The organism is Blastococcus sp. TML/M2B, assembly GCF_016612865.1.
In the GTDB taxonomy this organism is placed as follows: domain Bacteria; phylum Actinomycetota; class Actinomycetes; order Mycobacteriales; family Geodermatophilaceae; genus Blastococcus.
In genome coordinates, this window is sequence record NZ_JAENZZ010000002.1 from 1353804 (window position 1) to 1373360 (window position 19557).

Here is a 19557-nt window from a genome sequence, read left to right on the forward strand (position 1 = left end):
GTCAACCGGATTGCGGCGGCGTCAGGTGCCGGCGCCGGTGACGAGGTCCAGCAGCGCCTGCTCCCCCAGCAGGTCGACGGGGCGGACGGTGAGCCCGGCGGCGACGTGGTGGAACCCGGCGCTCACCTGCTCGACCGGCACGCCGGTGAGCCGCGACCAGCCCAGCCGGTAGGCGGCGAGCTGGACGCCGGCCGCGGCCAGCTCGGCGCCGGTGGGCGGCGGGCCGGTCTTCCAGTCGAGCACCTCGTAGCCGCCGTCCTCGCGCCGGAACACCGCGTCGATCCGCCCGCGCAACGTCAGCGGGCCCAGCGGCGTCTCGAAGGGCACCTCGACCTCGAGCGGCTGGCGGTCGGCCCACTCGCTGGCCAGGAACGCCTCCTGGAGCTGGGCGAGCGCGGCGTCGGGGGCCGCGAACTCGTCCCCGGAGCCGGGCAGCTCGTCGAGGTCGACCAGCCGGGCGGCGCCGAACCGCTCCTCCAGCCAGGTGTGGAACGCGGTGCCGCGCCGGGCCTGCGGCGCGGGCGCGGCGGGCATCGGCCGGCGCAACCGGCGGGCCAGCTCGGCCGGGTCGCGGCGCAGCGTGACCAGCGCGGAGACCGACAGGTGGGAGGGCAGCGGCACCTCGACGGTGGAGCCCGCGTGGCGGGCCCGCTCGCGGAGCAGCAGGTCGGCGTCGCGCACCCAGGAGGCCACCAGCGGGTCGTCGTCCCCGAGCGCCAGCGCGGCGTCCAGCGGGTGCGGCGCGGCGGCCTCCACCAGCTCGGCGGCGGCGCTGAGCGCGCGGCGCCGCCGGGCCGAGAGCGGATCGGCCGGCCAGCTCCCGATCGGCCACTCCTCGAGCGCCGGGTTCGTGACGCCGTCCTCGGGTGCCGGCGCCCAGTGCACGACCTCCCCGGCACCGGCCTCGCACACCTCCCGGGCGGTGTGCAGCAGCACCGACGGGCCGCACGGGTTCACCCCGTCGCGCCACCAGCTGCCCGAGCACAGCAGCAGGTGCCGGGCGCGGGTGACCGCGACGTAGCCCAGCCGGATCTCCTCGTCACGGCCGAAGTCCTTCCAGTCCGAGACGTACTGCTCGAGCGCGTCACGGACCGCGGCCTGGTCACCCGAGCCGGGCACCGGCAGCGTCAGCGCGGGCAGCTCGGCGCGGTCGGTGAGCCGCAGCTCCGCGGGCACCGCGCCGGGGTCCTTGATCCAGGAGTCGCTGGCGTTGCTCTTCGAGGGGAACTGGTCGACGGTCATCCCGGGCACGGCGACGACGTCCCACTCCAGGCCCTTGGCGGAGTGGCCGGTCAGCAGCTGCACTGCTTCGGGGTTGACCGCCACCTCGCCGGGCTCCAGGCCGCGCTCGCGTTCCTCGGCGTCGCGCAGGTAGCCCAGGAACGCCGGCAGCGAGGGCAGGTCGGCGAGCTCGGTGAACTCGGCCGCGACGCCGTGCAGCGCGTCGAGGTGGGCGCGCGCGCCGGCGGGGCTGGCCTCGGGCGCGCTGGCCAGCTCGGTCTCGAGGCCGAGGGTGCGGGCCACCTCGTCGACGAGGTCGGGCAGCGACTCCCCGAGCCGGTTGCGCTGGTGCGCCAGCTCCGCGCCCAGCCGGCGCAGCCGCCGGTGCCCGTCGGGCGAGTAGTCCGCCGCGTCGCCGAGGTCGTCCAGCGCCTCCACGATCGAGCCGCGCTCGACCGGCGCCTCCACGACCGCTCCCGTCGCGTCGCCCGCCTCCCCGGCCGGGGGTGCCGGGCGGCGGGCGTGCACCAGCGCGCGGGCGCGCGCCTCCAGGGCGGCGAGGTCGCGCGGCCCGATCCGCCAGCGGGCGCCGGTGAGCAGCCGGCCGAGGGCGTCGCCCGCGGTCGGGTCGACCAGCACGGTCAGCGTGGCGACGACGTCGGACACCTCGGGCACCTCGAGCAGCCCGCCCAGGCCCACGACCTCGACGGGCAGGCCGCGCTCGCGCAGCGCGGCGGCGATGCCGGGCAGCTGCTTGCGCGTGCGCGCCAGCACCGCCACGGTGGGGCGGCGGCGCACCTCGTCGTCCTCCGGACGACCCCGCGGCCAGGAGCCGTCCCCCTCCGCCGTGGAGCCGCTGCGTCGTCCCTGCGCGGACCCCTCCGGGGCCCACTCGGGCCGACCGGCCGTCAGGTCCTTCGCGTGCCAGATGGCCGCCAGCCGGTCGGCGAGCGCGGCGGTCTCGTCGGCGATCGTGTCGTAGAGCCCGACGGTGACCGCGCCCCGGCCGGCGGTGGGCGCCGGCGCAAGGTCCGGCAGCGGGTGCGCCGGCGGCGGCAGCATCGCGGAGACCGCGTTGGCCACCGCGAGCACCGTCTCGTCGTTGCGCCAGCTGGTCGCCAGGGTCAGCCGCTGGGCGCGCAGCCGCCCGCGCCCCGGGAACGTGCGGTCGAAGCGCTCGATGGTGCCGGCCGACGCCCCGCGCCACCCGTAGATCGACTGCCGGGGGTCGCCGACGGCCAGCACCGGGTGCCCGGTGCTCCCGCCGAACAGCGCCTCGAGCATGCGCAGCTGCCCGACGCTGGTGTCCTGGTACTCGTCGAGCAGCACGACCTTCCAGCGGGCGCGCTCGCGGCGGCCGACCTCGGGGGCGGCGACCGCGATGCGCGCGGCGTGGGCGACCTGGTCGGCGTAGTCGATCGACCCCATGGCCCGCTTGCGCGCCTCGAACGCCTCCACCAGCGGCAGCAGCGCGACCCGCGCCTTCTGCCGGGCCAGCATCTCGGTCACCGCCGCGTACGGCCCGCGCTTCTTGGGCGCGTCCGCGTAGCCGGCGATCCGCGCCTCGAGCCGCGCCGTCCAGGTGCGCAGCGCCTCCGGGCTGACGTCGTGCTCGCCCATCTCGGCGGCCAGCGCGAGCACGTCCTCGACGGTGGTGAGCGGGGTGAGCGGGACGTCGCTCATGTCGCCGGTCCACGACGAGACGACGGTCGCCGCCTGCCCCCAGCACATGGCGGGGCCCAGCACCCCCGCCCCGGGCTCCACGCCGATGCGCAGGCCGTGCTCCGCGACGAGCGCGGCCGCGTAGCCGTGGTAGGTGGCTACGGTCGGCTGGGCGACGGCCAGCCGGTCGCGGAGCCCGGGCTCGGTGTCGGGGTGGCGGGCCAGCGCGCCCAGCCGCAGGTGCACCCGCTCGTTGAGCTCGCTGGCCGCCTTGCGGGTGAACGTCAGACCGAGGATCTCCTCCGGCTCCACCACCCGGTTGGCCACCAGCCACGAGACGCGCGCGGCCATGGTCTCGGTCTTGCCGGAGCCCGCGCCGGCCACGACGACCAGCGGCCGGTCGGCCGGCGCCTCGACGACGCGGGCCTGCTCCGCCGACGGGGCGTACGACAGCCCGCAGCGCGCCGCGACCTCGGCCGGGGTGAGCAGCCGCCGGGGCTCCGCCGGCTCGGGCGCCCCGTCGCCGGCCAGGTCGTCGAAGGAGAGCTGGGTCATCCCGTCACCTGCCGGCCGGGCTCCTGCATCGGGCAGCTGCGCCGCGCGGGGCAGCGGGCGCAGTGGCTGCCGGTGCGCACCTCGAAGGTCGCCGCGCCCATCCCCTCGCCCACCTCGGCGATCAGCTCGCCGGCCCACGTCGTCGCCACCGGCACGTCGGCGGGCAGCGGCGGCTGGTGCTGCTCCTTGGCCTTCGCCCCGCTGCCGACCTGCAGCAGCGCCGCGCCGCCGGGCACCGCACCGTGCTCGCCGAAGCCGCCGGCCGCGACCGCCACCTGGTAGGCGGCCAGCTGGCCGTGCTCCTCGGTGTTCTTCGCGGCCGTCCTGCCGGTCTTGAGGTCGACCACCACGAGCCGGCCCTCGCCGTCGCGCTCGAGCCGGTCGACCTGACCGCGCAGCCGGGCCCGGCCGACCACCACGTCGAAGTTCTCCTCCACGCCGACCAGCTCCCGGTCGTTGGCGGCGTGCCAGCGGAGGAAACGGGCCAGCATGTCCTGCGCCGCCGAGCGCTGCCGCTGGTCGGCCCAGCCCGGGCCGAGGTCGAGCTGGTCCAGCTCGCCGTCGAGCGCGGCCGGCGCCTCGGCGGGCGGCAACCCCTCGGCCACCTGCTGGGCGACGGCGTGCACCGCGGTGCCGACCGTGCGGGTGGAGTCCGGCGAGGCCTCGGCCCCCACGGCGCCCAGCACCCAGCGCAGGGGGCAGCGCTGGAAGGTCTCGATGTGCGAGGGGCGGACGCGCACGTCGGCGTCCTCGGCGACCAGCGGGGCGTCGTCGGACAGCGCGGCCAGGCCCCACCAGTGCCGCGGCGAGGCGCCCGGCACGCCCTCGTCGGCGAGCCGGCGCAGCACCGACGCCGCGGCCGAGCGGCGCGGGGCCGGGGTGGCCGGATCGGTGACCGCGCGGCGCAGCTCGGCGACCAGCGCCGGCAGCGTCAGGGAGCGGGGCAGCTCGGTCAGCGGGCGCCCCTCCTCCGGCGGCGGCTCGACCAGGTCGAGGAAGCGCGAGGCGGTGGCCCCGGCGTCCGCGCCGTCGAGGGCGCCCTGCACGGCCGTGACCAGCAGCCGGCGGCGGGCTCGGGTGACCGCGACGTAGAACAGCCGCCGCTCCTCCGCCAGGGCCAGCGCTCGCCGGTCGACCGACGCGCCGTCGATCCCCGCGGCCCGCTCGACGAGCACCTCGGCGCCCAGCAGGGAGGAGCGCTCGCTCAGGTTGGGCCACACCCCCTCCTGCACCCCGGCGATGCAGACGAGGTCCCACTCCAGGCCCTTGGCGGCGTGCGCGGTGAGCAGCCGGACCGTCTCCCCCGCGGCCGCCCGCGCGGCGCCGGTGTCGCTGGGCAGCTCCTGCGCCGACAGGTGCGCCAGGAAGGCGCGGACGTCGGCGCGCGGCAGCCGGTCGACGAAGCCGGCGGCGGCGTCGAACAGCGCGACGACGGCGTCCAGGTCGCGGTCGGCGACCGCACCCGGCGGGCCGCCCGCGGCGCTGGCCCGGGCCCACGCGCCGGCCAACCCGCTGGCCTGCCACATCGCCCACAGCACGTCCTCGGCGGTGCCGTCCTGGGCCAGCGCGAACCGGCCGGCGCCCAGCACGCCCGCGACCCGCCGCGCGGGCCGGGCGACGTGGTCGGGCAGGGCCGCCAGCAGGCCGTCGTCCTCCAGGACCGCGGCCAGCGGGGCGCCGCGCTCGGCGGCGTCGACCCCGCGGCGGGCCAGCTCGATCCGGACCGCGCGGCGCAGCCGGCGCAGGTCGAGGACGGTGGCCCCGCCCAGGGGCGAGGCGAGCAGCGACTCGGCGGCGGTCTCGTCCAGCCCGGTGACGACGCCGTCTGCGGCGTCGGTGCCCGGCCGGGGCAGCAGGGCCCGCAGCGCCCCGAGGAACGGCGCGACCGCGGGCTGGCCGGCCAGCGGCAGGTCGTCGGAGGAGACGCCGATGGGCACGCCCGCCGACGCCAGCGACCGGCGCAGCGGGCCCAGCGCGGCGGCGGTGCGTACGACGACCGCCATCTGCGACCAGGGCACGCCGTCGAGCAGGTGGGCGCGGCGCAGCCGGTCGGCGAGGTACACCGCCTCGATCGACGCGGACCCGAACACGTGCACCTCGGCGGCGCCGGGGTCGTCGGTCTGCCCGGCCGTCAGGCGCCGGTGCTCCCACGGCCCGGGCAGCCCCTCGGCGACCTGCCGGCCGATCCGGAGCAGCTCGGCACCCGAGCGCCGCGAGACACCGAGCGACAGCCGGGCCGCCGGGCGCCCGTCGGTGTGCCGGAACCGGTCGGGGAACTCGGTGATCCCGCGCGGCTCGGCGCCGCGGAAGGCGTAGATCGACTGGTCGGCGTCGCCCACCGCGACCAGGTTGCCGCCGCGGCCGGCGAGCAGCGCCAGCAGCTCGACCTGCGCCGGGTCGGTGTCCTGGTACTCGTCGACGAACAGCCAGCGGGCCCGCTCGCGCTCCTGGCGGAGCAGCTCGGGATCGCCGTCCAGCTCGGCGATGGCCTGGCGGACCAGCTCGGCCGGGTCGTAACCGGAGGCGTCCCCGCGACCGAAGGTGGAGAAGGCGGTGACCGCCTCGTACTGCTCCTGGAAGGCGGCGGCGTGCACCCAGTGGTCGCGGCCGGTCTCCCGGCCCCACGCCGCGAGCTGCTCGGGGACGACACCGCGCTCGACCGCACGGAGCAGCAGCTCGCGCAGCTCGGTGCGGAAGCCCTCGGTGCCCAGCGCGGGCGCGAGGTCCGGCGGCCAGCGGACCGCGCCGTCCTCGTCGACGTCCCCGCGCAGCAGCTCGGCGATGACCGCGTCCTGCTCGGCGGAGGTGAGCAGCCGGGGCGGGGCGTCGCCGCGCAGCAGCGCCGCCCGGCGCAGCACGCCGTAGGCGTAGGAGTGGAAGGTGCGGGCGAGCGGTTCGCGGATCGTCTGCCCGACGCGGGTGGTGATGCGGGTGCGCAGCTCGGCGGCGGCCTTGCGGCTGAAGGTGAGGACCAGGATCTGCTCGGGGTCCACCCCGGCCTCGATGCGGGTGGCGACCGCCTCCACGATCGTCGTCGTCTTGCCGGTGCCCGGTCCGGCCAGCACCAGCAGCGGCCCGGCGGGGTGGGCGACGACGGACTGCTGCGTCGGGTCCAGCCGCGGCCGGGCGGACGCGGGCGCCTCGCGCTGCACGAGCCGGTAGACCGGCGTTCCCCCCTGAGCCACCTCTCGATGGAAGCACGACCGACCGACAGTTCCGGGACGGGCGCGACCCGGCCCGGAACGGCGGGGCCGTCAGCCCTCGACGAGCCGCCAGGGCTCCCGGCCGATCGCGTCGGCATCGGCCCGGTCGAGCGTGCCGACCGCCACCAGCCGGTTCAGCACGTGCCCCTGCCGCGACCGCGCCAGCTCCGGGTGCAGCAGCGGGTCGTAGGCGCTGGGCGCCTGCACGAGGCCGACCAGCACCGTCGCCTGCGCCCAGTCCAGCTCCGCCGGGGTGCGCCCGAAGTATCCCTCCGCGGCGGCCCCGACCCCGTAGAAGCCGTGCCCGAAGTACGCGGCGTCGAGGTACATGCGCAGGATGTCCAGGTTGCTCCACCCGCGGTCGATCTTGACCGCCAGGACGACGGCGCGCGCCTTGGCCATCGGATCGGTGGCGCCGTCCTCGTACAGCAGCCGGGCCAGCTGCTGGTGCAGGGTGGAGCCGCCGTGGTCCCGCCCGCTGACCAGCCCGAGCGGCGCGCGCAGGGCGCCGCGCCAGTCGATGCCGATGTGGTCGGCGAAGTGGCTGTCCTCGGTGGCCAGCAGGGCTGCGGCGATCCGCGGGGGCACCTCGGCCTCGACCGGCGTCCCGGCATGGGCGGCCAGGCGGGCGTCCACCCGCGACCGCGCGTCGCCGACCCCGGGGGTGGCGGTCCAGGCGGTGCCCAGCAGGAGGGCAGCGAGGACGGCGAGGCCCACGACGAGCCGGCGGGCGCGCCGTCCCCACCGGGCGGTCCGCGGAACGGGGGTGCTGCGCTGCCTGGTCGTCGTCTCCACCCCCTCATCCGATCGTGCGACCGCGTCCTCCCGCGTCGTCCCGGTCGATGATCGTGGTCGATGCGGCGTCATCCCTGGGGAGGACGTCCGTGTCGCGGTCGGGCCAGGCGACGGCGGCGAGGTCGACCCGGCCGTTGCGCACCGGCACGCCCTCGGTCGCGAGCAGTTCCAATTGCCGGGCGCGAACCGGTTCCGCGGCGCTGCCGTCGGCCCGCACCACGCGGAACCAGGGCACCGCTCCCCCGCCCGAGCTGAGCGCCCGGGCCACCCGGCGCGGGCCGACGCCCACGAGCCGGCCGATGGCGCCGTAGGTGCTCACCCGCCCGGGCGGGATCCGCTCCACGGCGTCGAACACGGCCTCGTCCACGTCGAGCACGCCGTCGTCCACGGACGCATCGTGCCCGGTCGGGCGGCCTAGCGGTCCTTGCGGCCGAACCGGGCGAGCAGGCGGGTCTGCGGGGCGGCCGACGCCGGCACGTCGAGCGGGGGGTCGAAGAAGCCGGGGACGCCGTCGGCCGGCAGCTGCTCGGCCAGCAGCAGCGCCGCGGTGACCAGCTCGGCGTCGAGCCGGGTGTCGCCTCCGGTGGCCCGCGCCAGGTCCCACGCGTGCACGGTCAGGTCGGCGGTCATCTCGAGGATGTACTGGCCCGCGGGGGTCGGCCCGCGCTGGAGGTGCACGGTGCGCCGCAGCGCATCGTCGGCGGCGAAGGCGGTGAGCGCGCCGTCGGCGGCGGTCTCCCAGCCGGTGAGCGGGTCGTCGCCCAGCAGGTCGCCGGTGTCGTCGGGGAACCGGCCCTCCGCGAACGGCTCCCCGGACAGCAGCGGCACGGCCCACAGCTGCTCGCTGATCAGGTGGGCGACGAGGTCGGCGACCGTCCAGCCGGGCAGTGCCTCGTCCTCCCACTGCCCCGGTTCGACCGCGTCCACCCGGTCGGTGAACTGCGCCTGCGCGCGCTGGAACAGCTCGAGCAGCTCGACGGGCGAGAAGTCGGCCATGACGCCAGTCAACAAGACGTCGGCCCGGCCCGCCTCCCCGGGGGGAGTGCGGTGCCGGGCCTCCGGAGCGCCCTGCGGGATCAGTACGTGGGCAGCGTCTTGTCGATGCGCGTGGCCCAGGAGGTCACGCCGCCCTGGACGTGCACGGCGTCCTTGAAGCCGGCCGCCTTGACCGCGGCGAGCACCTCCGCCGAGCGCACACCGGTCTTGCAGTGCAGCACGATCGGCTTGTCGTTGGGCAGCTCGGCCAGCGCTCGGCCGGAGAGGATCTCGTCCTTCGGGATCAGCCGCGCGCCCGGGATGGAGACGATCTCGTACTCGTTGGGCTCGCGGACGTCGATCAGGTCGAAGTCCTTGCCGGCGTCCATCATGTCCTTGAGCTCGTCGACGGTGATCGTCGAGCCGGCCGCCGCCTCCTGCGCCTCGACCGACACGACGCCGCAGAAGTTGTCGTAGTCGATGAGCTCGGTGATCGGCTCGCCCTCGGGGTCCTTGCGCACCTTGATCGTGCGGAAGGTCATCTCCAGGGCGTCGTAGACCATCAGCCGGCCCAGCAGCGTGTCGCCGATGCCGGTGATCAGCTTGACCGCCTCGGTGGCCTGGATGGCGCCGACCGTGGCGCACAGCACGCCGAGCACGCCGCCCTCGGCGCAGCTGGGCACCATGCCGGGCGGCGGCGGGACGGGGTAGAGGTCGCGGTAGTTCGGCCCGTGCTCGTTCCAGAAGACCGAGACCTGGCCGTCGAACCGGTAGATCGAGCCCCAGACGTAGGGCTTGCCGGAGCAGCACGCACGCGTCGTTGACCAGGTACCGCGTCGCGAAGTTGTCGGTGCCGTCGACGATCAGGTCGTACTGGCTGAAGATCTCCAGCACGTTGTCGTTGTCCAGCCGCGTCTCGTGCAGGCGGACGTCGATCAGCGGGTTGATCTCCTTGATGGAGTCCCGCGCGCTCTGCGCCTTGGACCGGCCGACGTCGGACTGCCCGTGGATGATCTGGCGCTGCAGGTTGGACTCGTCGACGGTGTCGAACTCGACGATGCCGAGCGTGCCGACGCCGGCCGCGGCCAGGTACATGAGCACCGGCGAACCGAGACCGCCGGCGCCCACGGCGAGCACCTTGGCGTTCTTCAGGCGCTTCTGCCCGTCCATGCCCACGTCGGGGATGATCAGGTGGCGGCTGTAGCGGCGGACCTCGTCGATCGACAGGTCGGCGGCGGGCTCCACCAGCGGTGGCAGGGACACGGTTGCTCCTCGTTCGGTGGACAGCGGCCCGCGAGGGGACCCGTCGAACACGTGCAGCAACAGCGTGCCAGCCGAGTTCCTTCCCGCCGCCCGCGGCCTCGGCCAGGGCCCGGTGCAGGGACTAGGGGTAGGGCCAGGCGTTCTTGGTGCAGCCCCCGAGCCCGAGGGTCTGCTGCTGCATGACCGGGGCGACCGCGCCGGCGCCCGGGCAGGGCTGGTGGCCGTTGCCCAGGGCGTGCCCGACCTCGTGGTTGACCACGTAGAGCCGGTAGGTCGCGATGTCGCCCTCGTAGTCGGGGACGGCGGTGGCCCAGCGGGCCAGGTTGATCACGGCGCGCTCGCCGTACCGGCAGGAGGTGTAACCGCCGGTGCCGACGCCCGGGCAGTAGGTCTCCATGCTGCCGGGGCTGACCAGCGTCACCTTGAACTCGTACTGCGCCGCCGCGGCCTCGGCCGCGCCGACCCGCTGGAAGGACATCCAGCCGCCGCCGCCCCACGACCGCGGATCACCCAGCGTCGCCTCGACCGCCGCGGCGAAGCCGGTCGGGTCCACCTCGATGCCGTCCTCCACCTCGACGACGAAGCGCTTCAGCGGCCCGGAGCCGTACACCTCGGAGGTGCCGTCGACGACCGACACGGAACCGGCGCCCTGCTCGACGTAGGGGGCGGCGTCGGTGGCGGGCGGCGGGAGCTCGCTCGGTTCGGCATCGCCCTCCGCGGGCCCGTCCGGGACGGGCACCGGGTCCGGCGACGGTGCCGACGCCGCCGGCGGGGTGCTGGTGCTGCTCGTGGGGGCCGTACCGGCGCTCTCCGGGGCGCCGAGGGCCAGGTCCACCAGGGCGATCAGGGTGGCCAGCGTCAGGAACGGGATGGCGTAGGCGCGCCAGCCGTACCGGCGGGCGAAGCCGCGCAGCGGCCCCTCGTGCCGGGTGGTGCGGCGGGCCCGTACCGGGTCCGGCGCGGCGACCAGAGGGCCGGCGCTGCGGCGTCCCGTCACTGCTGACCTCCCCGGCTGCTCGACCCGACGTCCCGGGCCAGGGTCTCACGCTCGGTGGCGTGTCGGCCGCAGCCGGGAACACCGGTCCGCGACGGGCCGGGTCAGCCGGCCGGCAGGGCCTCGAGCATGCCCAGGACGGCGCGGGCGGTGGGTTCGGGGGCCTCGAGCATCGCCACGTGGCCGACGCCCTCGAGCACCCGCAGGTGGGCGCCGGGGACGGCGGCCGCGAGCCGCGGGGCGAGCGCCGGATCGACCAGCCGGTCGCGGTCGCCCCAGACCACCAGGACGGGCATCCGCAGGGACCGGGCCTGCCGCCAGGCGTTGGCGCGCCCGATCCGCAGGTAGGAGGTGATCAGGCCCCGCATGTTCCCGGCCAGCGCGCGATCGGCCCACGGCTGCTCGGCCCGGACGCGCATCTCCTCCACGGCCTGCTCGACCCGCTCCCTCGGCACCCGGTCCGGCCGGCCGAAGCACATGCGGATCATCGCCCGCACGTTCTGCTCCGGGGTGATCCCGGCCAGCCGGCGCTCGGCCAGCGAGACGGCACCGGGCAGCAGCAGGAGCAGCAGCGCCTTGCTGAACGCCGGCGGCACCCGGTACACCGGCATCGCCGGCGAGATCAGCGTCAGCGAGCCCACGAGGTCGGGCCGCCGCGCGGCGACGAGCAGGCTGACCAGGCCGCCGAGGGAGTTGCCCAGCAGGTGCACCGGGCGCCCCTGCGCCTCCCCGGACTGCCGCCGCACGTGCTCGAGGAGCTCGACGACGGTGCGCACGTGGCCGCGGATGGAGTAGCGGCCCCGCGACGGCGGGTTCGAGTGCCCGAACCCCGGCAGGTCGACCGCCCAGCCGTCGACCCGGACGGCGAGCAGCGCGGCCAGGTCGGTCCAGTTGGTCGAGGCCCCGCCCAGCCCGTGCACGTACACGGCGCGCTCGCGCGGGGCGCCGTCCCGGTTCCCGTCGACCGGTCCGGTCCACGGGGTGCACCGGACGAACACCTCGCCGCCGTCCAGGGACAGCTGCTCCCCGGGCCACGGGGGCAGCAGGGTGCCCAGCGCGGGGAGGGCGGTGGCGGAGTCGGGCGCGTCCCCGGTGGACGGCACGTCGCCGGCGTCGGGCCTGGTCATCTCGGGCATCGCACCGACGGTAATCCCGCCGCGGCCGCCCGCGGTGGGGGGACGCGGGCCGCCGGTAGCATCCCGGTGCCATGCAGCCCCCACGCCCCGCTCCCGCCGCCAACCGGCGCACCGCGCGCCTCCCGCGCGGCGCCCGGCGGATCCAGCTGCTGCGGGCGGCGCAGGACGTGTTCGTCGCCCAGGGCTTCCACGCCGCCGCGATGGACGACATCGCCGACCGCGCGGGCGTGAGCAAGCCGGTGCTCTACCAGCACTTCCCGGGCAAGCGGGACCTCTACCTGGCACTGCTGGAGGAGCAGGTCTCCGAGCTCGCGGACCGCGTCGCCGAGGCCATGGGCCGCACCGACGACAACCGGGCCCGGGTGGACGCCGCCGTCGGCGCCTACTTCGACTTCATCGACGCCGAGGGCGAGGCCTTCCGCCTGGTGTTCGAGTCCGACCTGCGCAACGACGCCGACGTGCGGGCGATCGTCGACCGCGGGACCGGCGCCTGCGTCGAGGCGATCGCCGAGGTCATCGCCGCCGACACCGGGGCCGACGCCGAGCGCGCGCTGCTGCTCGCCTCCGGGCTGACCGGGGCCGCCGAGGCCAGCGCCCGCTGGTGGCTGCCGCGCAAGGGCACGGTGTCGCGCGACGAGGCCGTGGCCCTCATGTCGGCGCTGGCGTGGCGCGGCATCTCCGGTTTCCCGCGCGTCGACGGCGGCCTCCCGCTCGTCTGACGTTCGCTGTCGGCGCACCGGCTCCGGCCGCCCGCTGCCCGCCCCCTGGACTAGCGTTGACCCCAGTCGCGCGAACCGAGGAGGCATCGCCCACGTGGAAGTCAAGATCGGCGTCCAGCACTCCCCCCGGGAGCTGGTCATCGACAGCCCCAAGACCCCTGACGAGATCGCTGCGGAGGTGTCGGCAGCCATGTCCGGCACCACCAAGGACGGCCTGCTGACGCTCGTCGACGAGCGGGGTCGGCGCGTCGTCGTCCCGGTCGACCGCATCGCCTACGTCGAGATCGCGCAGGCCGACCAGCGGCGGGTCGGATTCATCGCGGGCAGCACGGCCTAAGAGCCTGCCCGATCAGAAGGGGGCGCCTCCGCCGCGGCGGAGCCGCCCCCTTCTGCGTGGTCGTGCCGAGTGGGGCCCGGAGGGTCCCGCGCAGGCGCGACGGACGCGCTCAGCTCAGCCGGAGGACGGCTCGTGGCCGCGGTGTCGGCCGGAGGCCGACCATGTCATCGCGGGAGCGCCCTTCTTCATGGGTTGAGGCCGAGGGACGTCATGCGTTCGGTGTGGGCGCTGGTGATCCGCTCGATGAGCCGGGCGACGCCGGCCAGGTCGCCGGTGCCGGTGATGATCAGGTCGGCCAGTCCGTCGTGCTCGGCGATGACCGCCTGCGACCGGCTGATCGCCTCGCCGACGAGCCGCCGTCCCCAGAGCGCCAGCCGGCCGGCCAGCCGCCGGTCGGCGGCGATGGCCGCGCGCACCTCGCGGACGGCGAAGTCGGCGTGCCCGGTGTCGTCGAGCACCTCCAGCACGAGCAGCCGGTCGGCCTCGGGCAGGAAGGCCGCGATCTCGCGGTAGAAGTCGGCGGCCAGCCCGTCGCCGACGTAGGCCTTGACCAGGCCCTCCAGCCAGGTGCTGGGCTGGGTGCTCTCGTGGAAGGTGTCCAGGGCCGAGGCGAACGGCGCCATCGCGGCGGCCGGGTCGGCGCCGAGCTCCACGAGCCGCTCGGTGAGCCGCACGTGGTGGGCGATCTCCGCGGCCGCCATGCGGGCCAGCGCGGCGCGCCCGTCGAGGGTGGGCGCCAGCCGGGCGTCCTCGGCGAGCCGGTCGAAGGCGGTCAGCTCCGCATAGGCGAGCACCCCCAGCAGGTCGACGACGGCGCCGGGTCCGGGCTGGCTCACACGGGTCTCCTGGGGGCTAGGGGGCGGGGAGCGGGCGCGCGGTGCGGCCGGCCCCGGAGGAGTGGGGCGGGCCACATCGTGCGTGCGGCGCGCAGAGGCTAACCGGTCCCCGCGCTACCATGGGCCCTGGTGGACCGCACGGGCCACCGTGCACACGTGCGCTGACGACCGTCGGACGACGCCCCCAGGGGCCGTCTCCCGGGCAGGTCCCGCAGGGACGCCCGGTCATGCTGGCCGCGTCGGCGCTGGAACCCATCCCGCGACAACCGACCCCGGGACCGGTCCGACGCTGCGAGCGGCGAGGACCTCTCCCCCCAGCAGACCAGAGGCGAGACCGCTGACCTCCACCGAGAACGACACCACCCCCGCGGCCGACGTGGCCGCCCTCGAGCACGCCGAGTCCGGCGCGCCGGCTCCCGAGGAGCTCGAGACGCAGGTCGAGGAGCTGGGCGGCGCCCCCGTCGCCAGCGACAGCCCGCTGTTCAGCGACTTCGACGTGCACCCCGACATCGTCGCGGCCCTGGCCGAGGCCGGGATCACCCGCACCTTCGCCATCCAGGAGCTCACCCTCCCGCTGGCGCTCACCGGCAACGACCTCATCGGCCAGGCGCGCACCGGCACCGGCAAGACCCTCGGCTTCGGCGTCCCGATGCTGCAGCGGGTCACCCCGCCGGCCGAGGGCGGCGACGGCGTGCCCCAGGCGCTGGTCGTCGTCCCCACCCGCGAGCTGTGCGTGCAGGTGGCGCGCGATCTGTCGACGGCGGGCGCCAAGCGCGGCATCCGCGTCGAGGCCATCTACGGCGGTCGCGCGTTCGAGCCGCAGATCGAGTCGCTGCAGAAGGGCGTCGAGGTCGTCGTCGGCACTCCGGGCCGGCTGCTGGACCTCGCCCAGCGCGGCGACCTGATCCTGGGCAAGGTCCGGATGCTCGTCCTCGACGAGGCCGACGAGATGCTCGACCTGGGCTTCCTGCCCGACATCGAGCGGATCCTCGCGATGGTCCCGGAGAAGCGGCAGACGATGCTGTTCTCGGCCACCATGCCCGGCCCGATCGTCACCCTGTCGCGCTCGTTCATGACGCAGCCGACGCACATCCGCGCCCACGGCAACGACGAGGGTTCGACGGTCCCGCAGACCACGCAGTTCATCTACCGGGCGCACAACCTGGACAAGCCCGAGCTGCTCGCCCGCGTGCTGCAGTCCCGCGACCGCGGCCTGGTCATGGTCTTCTGCCGCACCAAGCGCACCGCGCAGAAGGTCGCCGACGAGCTCGTCGACCGCGGGTTCGCCGCGGCCGCCGTGCACGGCGACCTCGGCCAGGGCGCCCGCGAGCAGGCGCTGCGCGCCTTCCGCAGCGGCAAGGTCGACGTGCTGGTCGCCACCGACGTCGCCGCCCGCGGCATCGACGTCACCGGTGTCAGCCACGTCGTGAACTACCAGTGCCCCGAGGACGAGAAGACCTACGTGCACCGCATCGGCCGCACCGGCCGGGCCGGCTCGACCGGTGTCGCGGTCACGCTGGTCGACTGGGACGACATCCCGCGGTGGCAGCTGATCAACAAGGCGCTCGACCTCGGCTTCGACGACCCGCCGGAGACCTACTCGACCTCGCCGTGGGTCTACTCCGACCTCGACGTGCCCGAGGGCGCCAAGGGCCGGCTCCCCCGCTCGCAGCGGACCCGCGAGGGTCTGGACGCCGAGGTGCTCGAGGACCTCGGCGAGACCGGCAAGCGCAACCGCCCCACCGGCGGCGACCGCGGCGGCCACGACCGCGGCGGCCGGGGTCGTCCGGACTCCGACCGGCCCGCCGGCGGCGAGGGTTCCGGCGGCGGCAAGAGCCGGCCGCGCCGACGCACCCGCGGCGGGAGCGGCTCGGGCGCCGAGGGCGAGGGCGCCGCACCGGCGCAGGCCCCGGCCGCGTCGGGCGACGCCGCGCCGCAGGGTGAGGGCGCCGAGGGCGGGGCCGCGAAGCCGCGCCGTCGTCGTCGCCGTCGTGGCGGCGCGGGCCGCAGCGACGCAGCACCCGCAACCGACGCCTGATGCGGTGGTCGCCGGCCCGCCCGCCCCTGCGCGTGTGGGTGTGGCTCGCGGCCACCCTGGCCCTCGTCGTCGTCGCCGCCCTGCTGTGGCGCGGCTCGGACGCGGCGGCCACCGAGAGCACCACCGCGGCACCGGCCGACGTCCCCTCGGGGGCGCCGGCCGGCGCCGTCTCCCCCGCCTGGTCGGTCGAGAGCGCGCCGCTGCCCGCCGACGTCGTCGAGGCGGCGCGGGTCGTCGTCGGCACCCCGACCGGGGTGCGGGCGCTGGACCCGCTGACCGGCGAGGAGGCCTGGCACTACACCCGGGACAACGCCCGGCTGTGCGGGCTCACCGTCACCGACGGCGTCGCGGTCGCGGTGTTCCGCACCGAGCAGCGCTGCGACGAGGCGGTCGGGCTGGACGCCGGCACGGGGGTGCGGTCCTGGACGCGCAACCTCGACCTGCGCGGTGACGCCGTCCTGACCTCGACGGCGCAGATCGTGCTGGCCGCCAGCCCCACCGGCGTCCTCACGTTCGACCCGGTGGGCAACAACGTCCGCTGGCGGGCCGGCGCGCCCGGGGGCTGCGAGTGGCTCTCCGCCGCGGCCGGCAGCGCGGGGGTCGCCGTGCTGCAGCGCTGCGCCGGCGGCGACGCCGTCCAGCTGCGCCTCTACGACGGCTTCGCGGGCAGCGAGCACTGGACCGTCGACGTGCCGGCGGCCGAGGACGCCGACGTCGCGCTGCTCGGCGCCGACGGGCTGCTCGGCGTGCGCGTGGACGGCGAGGTGCGGCTGTTCGCCCAGGAGGACGGCAGGCAGCGGGCCACCGTGCCGGTCGCCGGCGACGACGCCGCGCAGACGTCGGCCGCGGGTCTCGTGCTCGTGCGCGCCGGCGGCACCGTGTCGGCGTTCGACCCGGCGGGTGGCCTCCCGCGCTGGACCGCGCCGGCCGAGGGGCTGCCCACCCCGACCGCGGCCGGGGTGCCCGAGGTGGTGCTGCCGACCGCGGGGGGGTTCGTGGTGCGGAACGCGCTGTCCGGCGAGGAGGTGGCCCGCTGGGTCGCCGACGACGTGCCCCCCGGCGGGACGGTCGGCGTCGTCGGCCCCGTCGTCGTCCTCCGGCTGGACGACGAGGTGCGCGCCTACCGGTAACCCCCCGTGACGGGGACCGCCCCGGCGCGGTTCACTGGGGGCATGGCCCCCGGTCCCGAGTCCGCCCCCTCCGTCGCCCCCACCGACCTGCGCCAGCTGGCCGACCACGGCGCCGCAGCCCGCAGCTTCACCGGCGGTGCCGGCCCGCTCGCCGCGCTGGACACCGGACCGGGCGCCGAGGGCACGGTCCTGATGGTCGCCGGCTACACGGGGAGCAAGGAGGACTTCGCGCCGCTGCTCGCGCCGCTGGCCGACTCCGGCTACCGCGTCGTCGCGATCGACCAGCGCGGCCAGTTCGAGTCGCCCGGCCCCGACGACCCGGCCCGCTACTCGGTGGCCGAACTCGCCGACGACGTGATCGGCGTGGCCCGCGAGCTGGCCCTGGACGCCGGCGGCCCGGTGCACCTGCTCGGCCACAGCTTCGGCGGGCTGGTCACGCGCGGCGCGGTGCTCGCCGAGCCGGGGCTGTTCCGCTCCTTCACCCTCCTCGGCTCGGGTCCGGCGCAGCTCACCGGCGGGCGGGCCGAGCTGCTCGACCACCTGGGCCCGCTGCTGGAGGCCGGCGGCGTGCAGCTGGTGCACGAGACCATGGAGCAGCTGGCGATGACCGACCCCAAGGCCCAGGCGGTGCCGGCGCCGACCCGCGAGTTCTACGCCCGCCGGTTCCTGCGCAACTCCGCTGCCGGGCTGCGCGGCATGGCCGACGCGATGCTCGCCGAGCCCGACCGGGTCGCGGAGCTGAAGGCGACCGGACTGCCGGTGCTGGTGGCCCACGGCGAGGCCGACGACGCGTGGATGCCGCACGTGCAGGCCGACATGGCGCAGCGGCTCGGCGCCCGGTACGAGGTCATCGAGGACTCGATCCACTCCCCCGCGGTGGAGAACCCGCCGCGCACCGTCGCCGTGCTGTGCGACTTCTGGTCGAGCGTGCCGGCCCGGGCGTGAACCGCCTGCCGTCGCGGTCGGACTGGACCGCCGAGGAGGACCGGCTGGGCTTCTTCGGCCCGGGCAGCGTCACGTGGCGGGTGCACGCCGACCCATCGTTCTCGGTGGGCGGGCTGCGCGCGCTGCTGCTGCAGGCGCTGCACCCGGTGGCCATGGACGGCGTGGCCGGCAACTCCGTGGGCTTCACCGAGGAGCCGTGGCCGCGGCTGATCCGCACCGCCACCTACGTCGACACGCTCACCTTCGGCACCCGCACCGAGGCGGTCCGCGCGGTGGCGCGGGTGCGCGGCATCCACCGCCAGCTGGGCGGGACCGAGGCGACCACCGGCCGCACCTACCGGGTCGACGACCCGGACCTGCTGCTGTGGGTGCACTGCTGCGAGGTCGACTCGCTGCTGTCGGTCGCACCCGGCGCGCCGGGCTGGCGCTCACCGACGACGACGCCGACCGGTACGTCGCCGAGCAGGTGACCGCCGCCGAACTGGTCGGCGCGGACCCCGCCGAGGTGCCCGCCTCGGTCGCCGAGCTGGCCGCCTACTTCGAGCGGGTGCGGCCGCAGCTGGCGGTCACCCCCGCCGCCCGGGACGCCTACCGGCTGGTCGTGCTCCCGCCCATGAAGACGTGGGTGCGCTACCTGACCCCGGCGCAGCCGGCGTGGGGCGGGCTGGCCTCGCTGGCCGTCGCGCTGCTGCCCGTGTGGGCGCGGCGGATGTACTCGCTGCCCGGCCTCGGGCTCACCGACGCCGCGGCGACCCCCGCGCTCCGCGCCTTCCGGCAGGGGCTCCTGCTGCTGCCGCAGCGGGCGCAGCGCTCACCGATCGTGTGGGCGGGTTACGAGCGGGTCGGAGCCCAGCGGCTCAGCGCCTGAACGCTGCCGGTCAGTCGCGGAACGGCGCACTGCCGGTCCGCGGCGGCCAGCAGCGCCTCGAACTGCTCCGGGTCGGTGGTGCAGGCGGCGATCGGCGTCGTCTTGTTGGTGCCGTGGTAGTCGCTGGACCCGGTGACGAGCAGGCCGAGCTCGGCGGCCAGGCCGCGCAGGTGCCGCCGCTCCTCCTCGCTGTGGTCGGGGTGGTCGACCTCCAGCCCCAGCAGGCCGGCCGCGGCCATGGCGGCGATCGCGTCGTCGCCGACGACCCGGCCGCGCTTGGTGGCCAGGCCGTGCGCGAACACCGGCACTCCCCCGGCCGCCCGCACCAGCGCGATGCCCTGCAGGACGTCGGTGTCGGCCTTGCTCACGTAGTAGGGGCTGCGGTGGCTCAGCAGCGAGGCGAAGGCGGCGTCGACGGACTCCACGACGCCGGCGCGCACGAGGGCGCGGGCGATGTGCGGGCGGCCGACCACGCCACCGGCGGAGGCCTCGACGATCTCGGCCCACACCACCGGGTGGCCGTCGGCGGCCAGCGCCTCGACGATCCGCTCGCCCCGGCCGAGCCGTTCGTCGCGCAGCCGCGCCCGCTCCGCGGAGAGCGCGGGTGCGTCCGGGTCGAAGAGGTAGGCCAGCAGGTGGACGCTGGTCGGCGGCTGGTCCGGGCCGAACCAGCGGCAGGACAGCTCCATGCCGGGGACGACGGTGAGCCCGGCCGGGCGGGCCTCGGCGGCAGCCGCCCAGCCGCCGGTCGTGTCGTGGTCGGTGAGCGCGACGACGTCGAGCCCCGCGGCCGCCGCGGTGCGCACCAGCTGCGCCGGGGTCTCGGTGCCGTCGGAGACCGAGGAGTGGGTGTGCAGGTCGATGCGCATCACGCACCACC

Annotated in this window: 16 protein-coding genes and 1 pseudogene; 7 read left to right on the forward strand and 10 right to left on the reverse strand. The window is 76.4% G+C overall.

The features are described from left to right. Positions 1-21: 21 nt before the first annotated feature. The 8 genes and pseudogenes from JKP75_RS15060 to JKP75_RS15095 all read right to left on the reverse strand — a co-directional run bounded on the left by JKP75_RS15060 (position 22) and on the right by JKP75_RS15095 (position 11804). A complete protein-coding gene (locus tag JKP75_RS15060) occupies positions 22-3438 on the reverse strand; it encodes an ATP-dependent DNA helicase (protein ID WP_200490521.1) in 3417 nt (1138 codons plus the stop codon). Next, positions 3435-6623 carry an ATP-dependent DNA helicase gene (locus JKP75_RS15065; RefSeq protein ID WP_200493200.1) on the reverse strand — a complete coding sequence of 1063 codons (3189 nt, stop codon included), beginning with the start codon at positions 6621-6623 and terminating at the stop codon, positions 3435-3437. Before JKP75_RS15065 ends, JKP75_RS15060 begins: the two co-directional genes overlap by 4 nt. Positions 6624-6692: 69 nt before the next feature. Beyond that, on the reverse strand, positions 6693-7436 hold the full coding sequence (locus JKP75_RS15070) for a biosynthetic peptidoglycan transglycosylase (protein WP_200490520.1): 744 nt from the start codon (positions 7434-7436) through the stop codon (positions 6693-6695). Positions 7437-7440: 4 nt separating this feature from the next. Further along, complete coding sequence (locus JKP75_RS15075; protein WP_309229888.1) at positions 7441-7824, reverse strand: MGMT family protein; 384 nt, start codon at positions 7822-7824, stop codon at positions 7441-7443. Between the two features lie 26 nt (positions 7825-7850). Beyond that, positions 7851-8432 (reverse strand): TIGR03086 family metal-binding protein, encoded by a 582-nt coding sequence (locus tag JKP75_RS15080; RefSeq protein WP_200490519.1) that lies wholly within the window; start codon positions 8430-8432, stop codon positions 7851-7853. An 80-nt stretch (positions 8433-8512) separates the two neighbouring features. Beyond that, positions 8513-9659: pseudogene (gene moeZ / locus JKP75_RS24085) on the reverse strand (adenylyltransferase/sulfurtransferase MoeZ). 136 nt (positions 9660-9795) lie between these two features. Further along, positions 9796-10671, reverse strand: coding sequence for a DUF3152 domain-containing protein (locus tag JKP75_RS15090; RefSeq protein ID WP_309229889.1), 876 nt, complete (start codon positions 10669-10671; stop codon positions 9796-9798). A gap of 101 nt (positions 10672-10772) precedes the next feature. After that, positions 10773-11804, reverse strand: a complete 1032-nt coding sequence (locus JKP75_RS15095) for an alpha/beta fold hydrolase (protein WP_200490517.1) — start codon at positions 11802-11804, stop codon at positions 10773-10775. 71 nt (positions 11805-11875) lie between these two features. Between JKP75_RS15095 and JKP75_RS15100 the strand changes: the two genes are divergently transcribed. Both JKP75_RS15100 and JKP75_RS15105 read left to right on the forward strand, forming a co-directional pair. Next, entirely contained in the window at positions 11876-12523 is a 648-nt protein-coding gene (locus JKP75_RS15100; protein ID WP_200490516.1) for a TetR/AcrR family transcriptional regulator, read from the forward strand. A gap of 94 nt (positions 12524-12617) precedes the next feature. Then, the gene (locus JKP75_RS15105) at positions 12618-12860 is read left to right on the forward strand and encodes a DUF3107 domain-containing protein (RefSeq protein ID WP_200490515.1); all 243 of its coding nucleotides are present in this window, start codon (positions 12618-12620) and stop codon (positions 12858-12860) included. 185 nt (positions 12861-13045) lie between these two features. Here the strand turns inward: JKP75_RS15105 and JKP75_RS15110 are convergent, their stop codons facing one another. Then, positions 13046-13696 carry a ferritin-like fold-containing protein gene (locus JKP75_RS15110; RefSeq protein ID WP_200493201.1) on the reverse strand — a complete coding sequence of 217 codons (651 nt, stop codon included), beginning with the start codon at positions 13694-13696 and terminating at the stop codon, positions 13046-13048. Positions 13697-14072: 376 nt separating this feature from the next. On the opposite strand from JKP75_RS15110, the gene JKP75_RS15115 reads away from it, so the two are divergent. Genes JKP75_RS15115 through JKP75_RS15130 form a run of 5 tightly spaced genes read left to right on the forward strand, consistent with a single transcriptional unit; the run spans position 14073 to position 18677 of the window. Continuing rightward, positions 14073-15734, forward strand: a complete 1662-nt coding sequence (locus JKP75_RS15115; RefSeq protein ID WP_309229890.1) for a DEAD/DEAH box helicase — start codon at positions 14073-14075, stop codon at positions 15732-15734. Next, positions 15734-16864 (forward strand): PQQ-binding-like beta-propeller repeat protein, encoded by a 1131-nt coding sequence (locus JKP75_RS15120; protein WP_200490513.1) that lies wholly within the window; start codon positions 15734-15736, stop codon positions 16862-16864. Before JKP75_RS15115 ends, JKP75_RS15120 begins: the two co-directional genes overlap by 1 nt. Positions 16865-16906: 42 nt before the next feature. Next, entirely contained in the window at positions 16907-17809 is a 903-nt protein-coding gene (locus JKP75_RS15125; RefSeq protein ID WP_200490512.1) for an alpha/beta fold hydrolase, read from the forward strand. Further along, the gene (locus tag JKP75_RS24715; RefSeq protein WP_375539246.1) at positions 17806-18279 is read left to right on the forward strand and encodes an oxygenase MpaB family protein; all 474 of its coding nucleotides are present in this window, start codon (positions 17806-17808) and stop codon (positions 18277-18279) included. Before JKP75_RS15125 ends, JKP75_RS24715 begins: the two co-directional genes overlap by 4 nt. Further along, positions 18174-18677 (forward strand): oxygenase MpaB family protein, encoded by a 504-nt coding sequence (locus JKP75_RS15130; protein WP_375539247.1) that lies wholly within the window; start codon positions 18174-18176, stop codon positions 18675-18677. Before JKP75_RS24715 ends, JKP75_RS15130 begins: the two co-directional genes overlap by 106 nt. Here the strand turns inward: JKP75_RS15130 and JKP75_RS15135 are convergent. Then, positions 18641-19546 carry a PHP domain-containing protein gene (locus JKP75_RS15135; RefSeq protein ID WP_200493202.1) on the reverse strand — a complete coding sequence of 302 codons (906 nt, stop codon included), beginning with the start codon at positions 19544-19546 and terminating at the stop codon, positions 18641-18643. The two genes, JKP75_RS15130 and JKP75_RS15135, sit on opposite strands and share 37 nt — an antisense overlap. Positions 19547-19557: the final 11 nt, after the last annotated feature.